The following is an 11,324-nucleotide window of genomic DNA, read 5'->3' on the forward strand; positions in this document are numbered from 1 at the left end:
GCGGGCTCGGTGCTGCGGGTTGTTACTTGCTCCCCTAGCGGCGCTTGAGCATCACCGCGACCGCGGTCCCGATGCTCACTGCGACGGCGAGGACCCCAGGTCCGGTCACGCCCTGACCACGCCATCCCTCCCATGGCGCGGCAGTCGGCAGAAGCAGCACCGCAGCGATCGCGGCCAGAACGAGCACCGCAATATTGACGGCGAGCCGCATCCGGCGTCCCGAAGGCTCCGGTGCGGTCCCGTTCCTTCGCTTCGGCCGGAGGGGGCTGCTGCGCCAGTCTTCGGCTATTAACCGGGGTACCCGCCTCACGTACGCGAAAACGTGCACCGCGAGGGTGGCGAGCCAGACCAGGAAGCTGACAACGTGCAGCCGGATCAGGATCTCGGGGGCAGGCCCGGTGATGGCCAGGGCGATGCCGCTGCCGATCAGCACGAGTGTCGAGACGACGAGCACCGGAGCTATCACGCGCAGCAGCGTCCGGGGCGGACCCTTACGGCGGTAGGCGGGATCCCGCGAGTAGTAGCGGATGAACCGCCAGCCGGTGCTGACCGTCTTGGCCACGACCGGGCCCGCCAGGAGCACGCCAACGAAGAAATGCGCCACGATCAGGCTGCCCAGGGTCGGAACGGTGGCGATCTCGGCCACCGATAGCACCAGCACCACAGCCCCGATCAGTGCGGTCAGGCGCTCATTGCCCACGACGCCGGAGGGCTCACCTCCCGCGCGGGGCGCTTCCGCCTCCGGCCCGGAGGAAATGTCCCTCATCGCTTACCCTTGCGTTTCAGGTTGCTGCCCGGAGATCGCGTGCTCCACATAAGAATGAATGTATCTTGAGGTACCGAAGGGAAGTGTCATGGGAACGAAACCGTCTGAAACTACCCTGCTCGACCGGACATTTCGCGTGAGCCTCGTGCTGAAGGGCCTGGACGGCGTTCTGGAACTGATCGGCGGCGTCCTTCTCCTATTGGTAACGCCGCGGCAAATCGGCGATCTGGTCCGGTTCCTCACCCAACACGAGCTCGCCCAAGACCCCCACGACTTCCTGGCTAACAGCCTGGTGCACCTGAGCTCCAACCTCTCAGGTTCGGCGACGCTGTTCGGGGCGATCTACCTACTCCTCCACGGCCTGGTCAAAATCGTCCTGGTCTGGGCCGTCCTGAAAGACAAGCTCTGGGCATACCCCTGGATGATCGCATTCCTGCTGGTCTTCATCCTTTACCAGGGCTATCGGATCGCCGTGGCCTTCTCGTGGGGCCTCGTGCTCCTGACGGCTTTCGACATTTTCATCGTCTGGATCACCGGGCGTGAGTACCGCATCCATCGGGCACGGAATCAACAGGTCTCCCCCACGTCCTAGGCGGCGGGTTGAGGCTCGTCATGCCGCTCATGCCAGCCTACGGAGCGCTTTCGGAGTTGTCGCGCTGCCGGTTCTCATCGACGACGATGTAGGTGATGTTTTTTCTGCGGCCGTTTCTGGAACGGGCCGGGACGGGTCCGGCGGGCGGCAGTCCGCGAGCCTTTCGCCTGCGGGAGAGGCGAAAGTTTGCGTAGATCAAAAAGAGAAAGAATCCCAGCGACGGGACCAGCATGATGATGATCCAAGGAAAGTTCTCCACGTGCGCCTCCTCTAGGAAAGAAACCGTTCGACTGATCTCGTTCTTTTCTCTTGCTCCTCACGGATGGCAGACACTAAGCATGCTTACTGCCACCGGTTGGTCATAACTTTAGAGCAAAAACAGGTCAGCGGTGGGTTTCGGCGCATCTTTTGAGGAGGCCAGCGACGAATATCAGCGGCCTGGAAACTCGCACGTGCTGAAACGAGTATGGACGCTGACCTAGACGAGTAGTTACCACTCAGGCGCTGCGCGATCTCAGTCCCTACCCTCAAACCATGATCACTCTGATGCATGGAGGCCCAAGGCGGCCGGAACCACCCAAGCGGTCGCCGCAGGACGTCCTCCAAGACGCGGCGTGGACCATGTTGTCCATCACCGTGGGCCTGGTACTGATCCCGGCAATTGCCATTGATGAAGCCGGACGAGCTCTTTTCCCACGCAGAAGGCGCGACCCCGAGGCAGAGTTCGGCCCGTACATTACTTAGTACCGGCCACGGGAACCAGAGCAGGGAGCCGCTAACTCCTCAGGCCCCGGGCCTGCGTCGCGGGACAGCCATGGCTCGAGCTGCAGGCAGGCTGCCGACCAGCAACAGGGTAAGCGCGACGACGCCGACGGCGGTGCGGCCGCCGTCGTGGAAAGCGAACGCGGCGATCGTGAGAGGGCTTTGGCGATCATCGCGCACGCCGCCCAAAGCGGTATGGCCCCCGCCCGGTACAGCCCAATTCCGAACAGGACATAGGCCGCAAGATGACAGACCACGTAGACCACGAGGTACGTGTTCATGACCGCGTCATTGGTGAACTGATCCAACAACCCGGCGTTGCCGTTCCGGAGGTGTGAACGGCCGGTGCGAGCAGCCCGCCGACGAGGTAGCCCAACGGGCCACCGACGATCGCAGTCGCCAGGACGATCCGCAGCACCCGCTCAGTCCCGTGCATTCTCATGGCCGAGCCGCATCGCGCATATGGGCCCGCAGGGCGTGGAAGATTTCGATCAGTAAGCGGACCGCGTGATATCCCACCACGCCAGCAATGATCGCTGCGACAACAGGATCAAGCCAGTAAAGGCCCTTCGTGACGTAGATGACGGCACCGGCCACGGCGACCCCGGCCGCCGCCGCGGCATCGCCGGCGGTATCAAGAAGGACGGCACGCATGTTCAGATCGCCACCGGCCTTGTTGTCTCCGTCACCGTTGTCGCCGTCGAGGATGAGGGCACCCACGAACATCACGACGGCGGCAATTCCGCTGACGATGAGCACTGGCAGCCCGTGAACCTCACCGGTACCGGTGAGGAAGCGCCCGGCCGCGCCCACCAGAATCGCGACGCTCAGGACGAGCAGCCAGCCGGCATTTACCCCGGCGGCCCACGTGGTGGCCATCGGATATCCCTGCGGACGCTTTGGGGTCGGCGGCAGCTTGGACACCCGCACAGCAAACAAGGACACCCCGATGGCGGCAGCATCGGCCAGGTAGTCCGTGCCCTCGGCGAGCACGCCCAACGAGTTCGCCGAGATTCCCACAACAACCAACCCGGCCACCAGTGCCAGGTTCAAAACCAGGACGACGCTCAGCCGACGAGTACGAGTCACCCCTTCAGGGTAACCAGCCCGGCGCTCTACCCCTTGAAGACCGGCGCCCGCTTCTCTTGGAACGCACGGAAACCTTCGGCCAGACTCGTCACCCGCCGCCGTGCTGACCTTTGGCCTGGCGAGAGTGTAGTTATCTCACAGGGCCACCGTTATCCCCAGTGGCCCGACTCTAGAATGGCGGACTTGCCTTGGGAAGGGCCGCTCGTGGCTTCGGATTCGGTGAAACCTTTTGGGCTTTGCCGGACACTAAAAGGCATGGGGGACAAAGGAGACAGCGAAGAGGGGTTGTGGCACAAGAGCCTCCTTCAGCGGCTCAGAGCCGCCCTCGACGGTGATGCATCGACTAACCCGCCCACTGCTCCAACCCCGGTGTTGGAAGGAGAACGACCATGAACGAGTTCCACGTCGATGATCTCTTCAGTGATGCCCTCCGCGCAGAACTTGTCTCCCAGGTCGAGAAGGAATCACCGGCCGCGAAACGGAGGCGCACCGGGGTGTGGCTTGGTTCCGGCGTTCTAGCCGGGGCGGGACTGCTTGGTGTCGGAGCGGCAGCGGCAGGGCTCTTCTTCGTTCCCGGAGGCGAAAAGGTGACACCTTTGGCCTCGCCCGTGACCACCACCTACACCGGCACAGCAACCGTTGAACTGGACACTCCGCCCCAGGGTTCCACGGGGATTCAAATGGAACTCACGTGCCTTACTCCGCCTACGCCAGCAACCTGTACGGCGGACCCGTGCCCACCAGCCCCGAAGACGCCGTCAAGAACTTCAACACCCCGCGCCCGCCCCGCGAGATTCCTGTCTTTTTGAGTGATGGTGAAACCGAAATCGGTGTCTTCATGGCAGCCGGCTCCGGCGGAGGGATAGCCTCCTACCTAACACGAAGTACCCCGCCAGGGTGAGCGTCCACTTATGAGGGAGCACAATGAAACGCATTAGCTCGCGGCGATGGCTGATTCCATCCCTACTTCTCACCATCTTGCTGACATCGTGTGGCGACAGGTTGACGGGCGGACCGGGAACTGCGGAACCCACGGCGAACGCCACTAGCTCAATCCCTGGTTCTACCAGCAGCCCCGTTCCAGGCGGTGGCCCGGTAGCGTGCGTTGACTGGGTCCGGTTCGAGAACCCTCAGGACCAATACGATAAGGCCGCCGTGGTGCTCATCGGAAAGTCTGTAAGCCAGGCCGGCGAGACCACAATTTACGGTTCCAAGGCCACGACCCACCTTGTTGAAGTCGAGCAGGTTCTCAAAGGGAATCCCGGAGATGGGAACCTGCGCATCTCATCCATGCCCCAGACCTGCTCTGGAGGCGAGTCCTACCTCGACGGCGATCCGCTCGATACCGGTCAGAGAGTTATCATTTTTGCGACAAGGCAGGGCGGCGAGTGGTTCACCATGACGCCGGAACAAGGAGTCTTACCTTTCCCCCAGGGCTCAGAGCTTCCCTTTCACGAGTGAGCCCAAAAAAGTCGTACCCCTCTGCGATGCTTTGGTTATGGCCGGGAACCGGGGAACACAGCTGATCGGAGCGGGCGCGCCGTCCGGCGGCACGGCTCCGGATGCTCCGGTGTCGGATGCATGGGTGCGGGATTTGATCGATACCGTTGCCTCGTTCCGGCCCGAAGCCGGCGGCACCGAGTCGGCCGGTGGCACCGAGTTGACCGACCGTGCCGAATTGATTGACCAACTGCGCGCCCTGGAGGACCTGAAGTCCGCGGCCGCCGGGGCACAGGCGAGGATCGCTGTCGCATTCGATGCCGCCCAACGCAGCGCGGACGCGGCGGCGGATGTCCCGGCCGAAGAACGTGGACGCGGCGTCGGAGCCCAGATTGCCTTGGCCCGGCGGGAATCCCCCGCCCGCGGATCCCGGCTCCTTGGACTGTCGAAGGCGCTCGTCACGGAAATGCCGCACACCCTCGCCGCCCTGGACACCGGGCAGCTGAACGAATGGCGCGCCACCCTGCTCGTGAAGGAAACAGCCTGCCTGTCCGCCGAAGACCGGTGCGCCGTGGACGAGGAACTCGCCGCCGACACCGGAACCTTCGACGGCGCCGGAGACAAGGCCATCATCGCCGCGGCCCGGACCGCGGCCTACCGGCGGGACCCCCGCTCCGTCACCCAGCGCGCCAGCCACGCCGCCACCGAACGGCACGTCAGCCTCCGCCCGGCCCCCGACACCATGACCTACCTCACTGCCCTGCTCCCCGTCGCCCAAGGCGTGGCCGTTCACGCTGCACTGGGCCGGCACGCCGACACGCTCCGCAACAGCGGAGACACCCGGACCCGGGGCCAGATCATGGCCGACACCCTCATCGAACGCACCACCGGCACCCCTGCAGGGATCAGCGGGATCGAGGTTCAACTCGTCATAACCGACCGCACCCTGTTCCAAGGCGATGCCGAACCGGCCCGCCTCCCCGGCTACGGCATCATCCCCGCAGGTTGGGCCAGGACACTCCTCGCCGGGAACCACGACAGCAGCAATGAACCCGGCCAACCCGGGCTGGCCCAAGCCGGCCAAGTTGGCCAGGATCAAGACCAGGGCCTGAAGCTCTGGCTCCGGCGCCTCTTCACCGCTCCAGGGACCGGGGAGCTTGTCGGCGTCGATTCGAAGGCGCGGCTCTTCCCGCCCGCGCTGCGCCGCTTCATCCAGGCCCGCGACGACACCTGCCGCACCCCCTACTGCGACGCGCCCATCAGGCACTTCGACCACATCATCCCCTGGCACCACGGCGGCACGACCAGCCTGGTCAACGGGGCAGGGGTCTGCGAAGCATGCAACCACACCAAAGAACTCCCCGGCTGGACAGCACAAACCCGGACAGCACAAATCGGCCCCGGGACACGGCATGTCCTCGACATCCGCACCCCCACCGGACACACCTACCGATCAACAGCCCCGCCCCTGCCAGGCAGCGGGCCGCCAGGCAGCAATCCACCAGGCACAGGGTCAAGCAGCACAGACCCACCCGATACCGCGGCACCGCACTCCAGACAGCACCGGCGCAAACTACGCCATCAAGCCAAGGCGCTGAAATACGCCCATCTCACGGAACTCCAGGCCGCTTGATCTACCCCGCCGCGTACGGTGCGTCACTGGCAGGCACACAAGCTACCCCTTGAAAACCGGTGCCCGCTTCTCCTGGAACGCCCGGAAACCTTCGGCGTAGTCCTCGGTCTTGCACAGTCGCGCCTGCTCGTCGTTCTCTTCGGACATGGCGGCCCACAAGCCCAGGCGCTCATCGCGGATATGGGCCACGAGCTCCTTGCTGGCCGTGAACGCACCGGTTGCGCCCGCCGCGACCCGTTCAACGATGGCCCGAGTGCCGGGCAGCAAATCGTCGTCAAGCATGACCCGGCTGAACATACCCTGCGCCACAGCCTCGGCGCCGCTGATCAGGTCCGCGGTGTAGATGAGGTCCAAGGTCCGGTGCATGCCGAGGCGCTCCGTGAAGTACCAGTGCCCGCCCGAGTCCAACGTGGCGCCCAGCTTGGCGAACGGTGACCCGAACTTGGCGTTCTCCGCCACGTACACCACGTCCGTGGCGAGCAACAGGCCGAGCCCGACGCCGAGGCACGCGCCGTGCGCGGCCGCGAACGTCGGGGCGGGGAAGGCTGCCATCTTCTTGAGCAGCGGCTCCACGAGCCCGTTCAAGTACGCCTTCGCATCGTCGCTCTCCGGCGTCACGCCGGCAATGTCGCGCCCCGCGCAAAAGGCGCGGCCCTCTCCGCGGAGGAGCAGCGCCCGCACCATCCCGCGGGAGGCGGCGGCAGCGGCGTCGTCGTACGCTCTATCCAGTTCCGCAAGCGCTGCCTCGTCAAGCGAGTTCAGCTTTTCCGGGGCATTGAGGACAATTTCGGCGATGCCGTTGGCGATGGAGAGCTCGATCATTCGTTTATTCCTTAGACGTCGAAATCGACCGTGACGGATTCACTGGTGGGGTGGGACTGGCACGTCAGGACGTAGCCCTTGTCCAACTCATCCTGCTCCAAGGCATAGTTCTCGTCCATGCTGACCGTGCCCGAGACCAGTTTGGCGCGGCACGTGCCGCAGACGCCACCGGCGCAGGCGAACGGGACATCCGGGCGAACGCGCAACGCCGCGTTGAGGATGGATTCCCGGGCGTGGGTGGGGCTGGCGACATCGCCGGTCAAACCATCCAGCTTGAAGGTGATCTTGAACGTGTCCTTCGACTCGTCCTCCACAACGGGCCGGCCGGCGTTGCCCTCGGGGCGGTCCGGGCGGCCGGTAGTGAAGAGCTCAAAGCGGACGTGTTCGGGCTCAACGCCACGCGCAGCGAGGGTGTCCCGGCACAGCTGGACCAGCTCGAACGGCCCGCACAGGAACCATTCGTCCACGTCCTGCGCGTGGATGGCGGTGCCGAGGAGTTGCTGGAGCTTCTCGGCGTCGATACGGCCCGTCATGAGGGGTGCGATGCGCTGCTCGCGCGACAACACATGGTGCAACGCCAAGCGCGAGGGGTACTTGTCCTTCAGGTCCGCCAATTCCTCGAGGAACATGACGTCCATCGCGGCCTTGTTGGCGTAGATCAGGTCGAAGCGCGTTTCCGGGTTCGCGGCCAGCAGGGTGCGGGCGATCGCGATCACCGGGGTGATGCCCGAACCGGCGGCGATGGCCACGAAGGATCCGGCGTCGTCGAACTCGCCCGCCATGTTCTGCGGATTGTTCATGGAGTTCATGACGTTCTGCTGGACAGTCTTGCCATCCTTGCCATGCTTGGAAATGAACGCTCCCATGGGACTCATGACGTCCAGCGTGTCGCCGGCCTTGAGTTCCGCATTCGCCCACGTGGAGAAGATGCCGCCCAGGTCCTTCTTGATGGCCACGCGGATCTCGCTGCTGCCGTCCGCGAAGCTGCGCGGCTCTGCGCAGATGGAGTAGCTGCGACGGGTCTCTTTCGGCTCCCCGCTCTCGTCGGGAAGCGTGGTCCGAAGAGCCACGTACTGGCCGGGAAGGTAGTCGTACTGGCCGGCGAGCTCCGCCGGGACGTCGAACGTGACCTCGATGGCGTCTTCAGTCAGGCGGCGGACTTCCGAAACACTGAGGGAATGAAAAGACGCACGACGGCGGCCGGTGGCCTGCGCTTGTTCGGCTGCGGTCTGGCGGACAACGGGCATGTCGGATTCCTTACAGGACTTTGAAGTAGTCGAACGGTTCCTTGCAGTCCTGGCAGACAAAGAGCGCCTTGCAGGACGTGGAACCAAAGCGGGTGAGTTCCTTGGTGTTCAGCGAAGAACACTGGGGGCATTTCACGGAAAGGCTGAGCCGCACTTTGCCGGCATGGCCGCCTGCGGCTGCCCTGCCACTTGGAGGTGCGATGCCGTACTCCTGCAGCTTGGCCTTGCCGGCGTCCGTCATCCAGTCCGTGGTCCACGCCGGGGCCAGGACGAGCTCGACGTAGACGCTCGGGTAGCCCGCTTTGTGGAACGCGGTCTTGAGGTCGTCGCGGATGGCGTCCATCGCTGGGCAGCCCGAGTAGGTCGGCGTAATGGTGACCTGGACAGCGGGGACCAGCCCGCCGTCGTCGAACAGTTGAACGTTACGCAGGATCCCCAAATCCTCAACGGTGAGGACGGGAATCTCGGGATCGCAGACCGTGGCCGCAATCCCCCAGGCCATCTGCTCGGCGGTTTGCTTGGTCTGGTTTGGTGTCTCTTGAAGGAACATGTCCACGGTCACCAGCTTGCGCCGGGATGTTCGCGGGCAAGTACCTGCATCTCGGCGAGCAGGTAGCCCAGGTGCTCGGAATGCTTGCCCTGGCGGCCGCCACCCAAGGATTGCGGGATGCGCTCAAGCTTGAGCTCCTCATCGAGGCCGGCTTCGCTCAGGATCGCGCCTGTGAGCTGGTCGAAGTCCGCGCGGATGCTGGAGGGCTGAACGCCTGCTCCGCTTTCCGCGACGCGGGCCGTGAGTTCGTCGTCTTCGAAGAGTTCTTCCACGTACGGCCAGACGAGCTTGAAAGCCTGGACGATACGACGGCGGGACTCTTCCGTGCCGCCGGCAAGCCTGAGGACCCATTGGGCGCTGTGGTCGCGGTGGTAGTCGACCTCTTTGAGGGCCTTCGCCGCGATCGCCGCGATGGTGGCATCCGTGGATCCGGTCAGCCGCTTGTAGAGCTCGAACTGGTAGTAGCTCACGATGAACTGCCGTGCGATGGTGACGGCGAAGTCCCCGTTGGGCTGCTCGAAGAGGTGGGCGGAGCGGAACTCGTGCTCGCGGCGGAAGTACGCCAGATCGTCCTCGGACTTGTCCCACGCCGCCCCGGCGTAGGTGAGGAAGGAACGGGCGTGGCCGAGCTGGTCGAGCGCGATGTTGCCCAGGGCGACGTCTTCTTCAAGCTCGGGGGCGCGAGAGATCCAGTGACCAAGGCGCTGGGCGAGGATCAGGCCGTCGTCGCCGATGCGCAGAGCGTATTCCGCGACGTCGTTTGTCGGCTTGACTTGTCCCTTGCGGATCTCCAGGGCTATGTCTTCGGGGCGCAGGGCGTTCCCGGGGGTGATTCGCGTGGCGCTTGCGGAACCGTCTCCGGAAGCACCCGCTCCCCTGACGCCGACGGAGATGTCCCCGTGACCCTCGATGGCGAAGTCCGTGTTGTTCTGTTCGTTTGCGTTGTTTTCTGCGTTTGCGGGCGTGCTCACAGGTGCTTCACGCCTTCGCTCTTGGTGTAGTACGTCGCGTGGCGGTAGTCCTTGCCCTGCGGGGACTCGAAGAAGGAACCCTTGGAATCCGGGTCGCTCGAGAAAATGGCGTCGGCCGGAACCACCCAGATGGACACGCCTTCGTTGCGACGTGTGTACAAGTCGCGGGCGTTGCGCAGCGCCATCGCCGCGTCAGGAGCGTGCAAGGATCCCGCGTGGACGTGGGACAGGCCGCGGCTGGAGCGAACGAAGACTTCCCAGAGGCTCCAGGGAGTTTCGTGGGGTTCGTTGGCTTCGTTGGCCGGGGTTGCCGGGGAGGTTGTCATGCTGCGTATTCCTTCTCTGCTTGCTTGCGGGCGTACTCGGCGGCCGCTTCGCGGACCCAGGCGCCGTCGTCGTGCGCTTCACGGCGGCGCTCAAGCCGCTGCGCGTTGCAGGGACCCTTTCCGGCGAGAACGTCTTTGAACTCGTTCCAGTCCAGGGGGCCGTGCTCCCATTTCTTGGTTTCTTCGTTGAAACGGATGTCCTTGTCCGGGAGCGTGAGGCCCAGGACCTTGACCTGCTCCACCATCATGCCGACGAAGCGGTTGCGGAGCTCATCGTTGCTGAACCGCTTGATGTTCCAGGCCATGGACTGCTTGGAGTTGGGCGAATCGTCGTCCGGCGGGCCGAACATCATCAGCGCCGGCGCGTACCAGCGGTTAACGGCGTCCTGGGCCATCTGCTTCTGGGCGGGCGTGCCGTTGGACAGTTCAAGGAGGATCTCGAAACCCTGGCGCTGGTGGAACGACTCTTCCTTGCAGATGCGCACCATTGCGCGTCCGTAGGGGCCGTAAGAAGCACGACACAGGGGAACCTGGTTGCAGATCGCGGCACCGTCCACCAGCCAGCCGATTGCGCCCATGTCCGCCCAGGAAATCGCGGGGTAGTTGAAGATGGACGAGTACCGGGCCTTGCCGGCGATCAAGTCGCTCGTCATCTTGTCCCTGCTTTGGCCGAGGGTTTCGGCGGCCGAGTAGAGGTACAGGCCGTGGCCTGCCTCGTCCTGCACCTTCGCCATGAGGATGGCCTTGCGTTTGAGGCTCGGAGCCCTGGAGATCCAGTTGGCTTCCGGCTGCATGCCGATGATCTCCGAGTGCGCGTGCTGCGAGATCTGGCGGAGCAGGGTCTTGCGGTAGGCCTCCGGCATCCAGTCCCGGGGTTCGATGCGCGAGTCCTCGGAGATAATGCGGTCAAAGTACGCCTGACCGGCCTGTTCCCGCTCAAGCTCTTCGGGGGACAGCTCAGCGGGCACAGACTGCAGATTCTGCGATGCCATGGTTGCTCCTAAATATTTACCGACCGTTCGTTCAGAATATGCGGAAGGCGCAAGATGCGTCAAGCGTTCGGGTCGGCGCGGGCCGGCGGGGGCGAGGGGCGCGGGCGGGGCGAGGGGCGCGGGCGGGGTGGGGA

14 protein-coding genes are annotated in these 11,324 nt (G+C 64.4%); 4 read left to right on the forward strand and 10 right to left on the reverse strand.

Features of this window, described 5'->3' with window-relative positions:
• Positions 1–34: 34 nt before the first annotated feature.
• Positions 35–766, reverse strand: coding sequence for a hypothetical protein (locus tag AB4Z38_RS22015; protein ID WP_441431669.1), 732 nt, complete (start codon positions 764–766; stop codon positions 35–37).
• An 88-nt stretch (positions 767–854) separates the two neighbouring features.
• Between AB4Z38_RS22015 and AB4Z38_RS22020 the strand changes: the two genes are divergently transcribed.
• Complete coding sequence (locus AB4Z38_RS22020) at positions 855–1,358, forward strand: DUF2127 domain-containing protein (RefSeq protein WP_441431670.1); 504 nt, start codon at positions 855–857, stop codon at positions 1,356–1,358.
• A 37-nt stretch (positions 1,359–1,395) separates the two neighbouring features.
• On the opposite strand, the gene AB4Z38_RS22025 is transcribed toward AB4Z38_RS22020, so the two are convergent.
• The 3 genes from AB4Z38_RS22025 to AB4Z38_RS22035 form a co-directional block, all read right to left on the reverse strand.
• The gene (locus AB4Z38_RS22025; protein WP_441431671.1) at positions 1,396–1,617 is read right to left on the reverse strand and encodes a hypothetical protein; all 222 of its coding nucleotides are present in this window, start codon (positions 1,615–1,617) and stop codon (positions 1,396–1,398) included.
• A gap of 524 nt (positions 1,618–2,141) precedes the next feature.
• Positions 2,142–2,300, reverse strand: a complete 159-nt coding sequence (locus AB4Z38_RS22030; RefSeq protein ID WP_441431672.1) for a hypothetical protein — start codon at positions 2,298–2,300, stop codon at positions 2,142–2,144.
• Between the two features lie 258 nt (positions 2,301–2,558).
• Positions 2,559–3,209, reverse strand: coding sequence for a cation diffusion facilitator family transporter (locus AB4Z38_RS22035; RefSeq protein WP_441431673.1), 651 nt, complete (start codon positions 3,207–3,209; stop codon positions 2,559–2,561).
• 389 nt (positions 3,210–3,598) lie between these two features.
• Between AB4Z38_RS22035 and AB4Z38_RS22040 the strand changes: the two genes are divergently transcribed.
• The 3 genes from AB4Z38_RS22040 (at position 3,599) to AB4Z38_RS22050 (ending at position 6,282) form a co-directional block, all read left to right on the forward strand.
• Positions 3,599–4,018 (forward strand): hypothetical protein, encoded by a 420-nt coding sequence (locus AB4Z38_RS22040; protein WP_441431674.1) that lies wholly within the window; start codon positions 3,599–3,601, stop codon positions 4,016–4,018.
• Positions 4,019–4,367: 349 nt separating this feature from the next.
• Positions 4,368–4,670 (forward strand): hypothetical protein, encoded by a 303-nt coding sequence (locus AB4Z38_RS22045; protein ID WP_441431675.1) that lies wholly within the window; start codon positions 4,368–4,370, stop codon positions 4,668–4,670.
• A 37-nt stretch (positions 4,671–4,707) separates the two neighbouring features.
• Entirely contained in the window at positions 4,708–6,282 is a 1,575-nt protein-coding gene (locus AB4Z38_RS22050; protein WP_441431676.1) for an HNH endonuclease, read from the forward strand.
• 42 nt (positions 6,283–6,324) lie between these two features.
• Here AB4Z38_RS22050 and AB4Z38_RS22055 read toward each other — a convergent pair whose 3' ends face one another.
• From AB4Z38_RS22055 to paaA, 6 genes are read right to left on the reverse strand one after another with little or no spacing between them, the layout of a single operon-like run.
• The gene (locus AB4Z38_RS22055) at positions 6,325–7,104 is read right to left on the reverse strand and encodes an enoyl-CoA hydratase/isomerase family protein (RefSeq protein WP_441431677.1); all 780 of its coding nucleotides are present in this window, start codon (positions 7,102–7,104) and stop codon (positions 6,325–6,327) included.
• Between the two features lie 11 nt (positions 7,105–7,115).
• A complete protein-coding gene (gene paaE / locus AB4Z38_RS22060; RefSeq protein ID WP_441431678.1) occupies positions 7,116–8,351 on the reverse strand; it encodes a 1,2-phenylacetyl-CoA epoxidase subunit PaaE in 1,236 nt (411 codons plus the stop codon).
• 10 nt (positions 8,352–8,361) lie between these two features.
• Positions 8,362–8,901, reverse strand: a complete 540-nt coding sequence (gene paaD / locus AB4Z38_RS22065) for a 1,2-phenylacetyl-CoA epoxidase subunit PaaD (protein WP_441431681.1) — start codon at positions 8,899–8,901, stop codon at positions 8,362–8,364.
• An 8-nt stretch (positions 8,902–8,909) separates the two neighbouring features.
• Complete coding sequence (gene paaC / locus AB4Z38_RS22070; protein ID WP_441431682.1) at positions 8,910–9,812, reverse strand: 1,2-phenylacetyl-CoA epoxidase subunit PaaC; 903 nt, start codon at positions 9,810–9,812, stop codon at positions 8,910–8,912.
• 56 nt (positions 9,813–9,868) lie between these two features.
• Positions 9,869–10,198: a 1,2-phenylacetyl-CoA epoxidase subunit PaaB gene (gene paaB / locus AB4Z38_RS22075; RefSeq protein ID WP_441431679.1), complete on the reverse strand. Its 330-nt coding sequence runs from the start codon at positions 10,196–10,198 to the stop codon at positions 9,869–9,871.
• Positions 10,195–11,190 (reverse strand): 1,2-phenylacetyl-CoA epoxidase subunit PaaA, encoded by a 996-nt coding sequence (paaA, locus tag AB4Z38_RS22080; RefSeq protein WP_441431680.1) that lies wholly within the window; start codon positions 11,188–11,190, stop codon positions 10,195–10,197. The genes paaB and paaA overlap by 4 nt, the downstream gene beginning before the upstream one ends.
• Between the last annotated feature and the right edge of the window lie 134 nt (positions 11,191–11,324).

The sequence above is a fragment of the Arthrobacter sp. 2RAF6 genome (assembly GCF_052115205.1).
Lineage (GTDB): Bacteria > Actinomycetota > Actinomycetes > Actinomycetales > Micrococcaceae > Arthrobacter.

Coding starts and splice junctions, on each gene's coding strand:
- AB4Z38_RS22015 (WP_441431669.1), bottom strand. CDS start 766: ATGAGGGACATTTCCTCCGGGCCGGAGGCGGAAGCGCCCCGCGCGGGA.
- paaE (WP_441431678.1), bottom strand. CDS start 8,351: ATGCCCGTTGTCCGCCAGACCGCAGCCGAACAAGCGCAGGCCACCGGC.
- AB4Z38_RS22050 (WP_441431676.1), top strand. CDS start 4,708: ATGGCCGGGAACCGGGGAACACAGCTGATCGGAGCGGGCGCGCCGTCC.
- paaD (WP_441431681.1), bottom strand. CDS start 8,901: ATGTTCCTTCAAGAGACACCAAACCAGACCAAGCAAACCGCCGAGCAG.
- AB4Z38_RS22020 (WP_441431670.1), top strand. CDS start 855: ATGGGAACGAAACCGTCTGAAACTACCCTGCTCGACCGGACATTTCGC.
- paaB (WP_441431679.1), bottom strand. CDS start 10,198: ATGACAACCTCCCCGGCAACCCCGGCCAACGAAGCCAACGAACCCCAC.
- AB4Z38_RS22040 (WP_441431674.1), top strand. CDS start 3,599: ATGAACGAGTTCCACGTCGATGATCTCTTCAGTGATGCCCTCCGCGCA.
- AB4Z38_RS22055 (WP_441431677.1), bottom strand. CDS start 7,104: ATGATCGAGCTCTCCATCGCCAACGGCATCGCCGAAATTGTCCTCAAT.
- paaA (WP_441431680.1), bottom strand. CDS start 11,190: ATGGCATCGCAGAATCTGCAGTCTGTGCCCGCTGAGCTGTCCCCCGAA.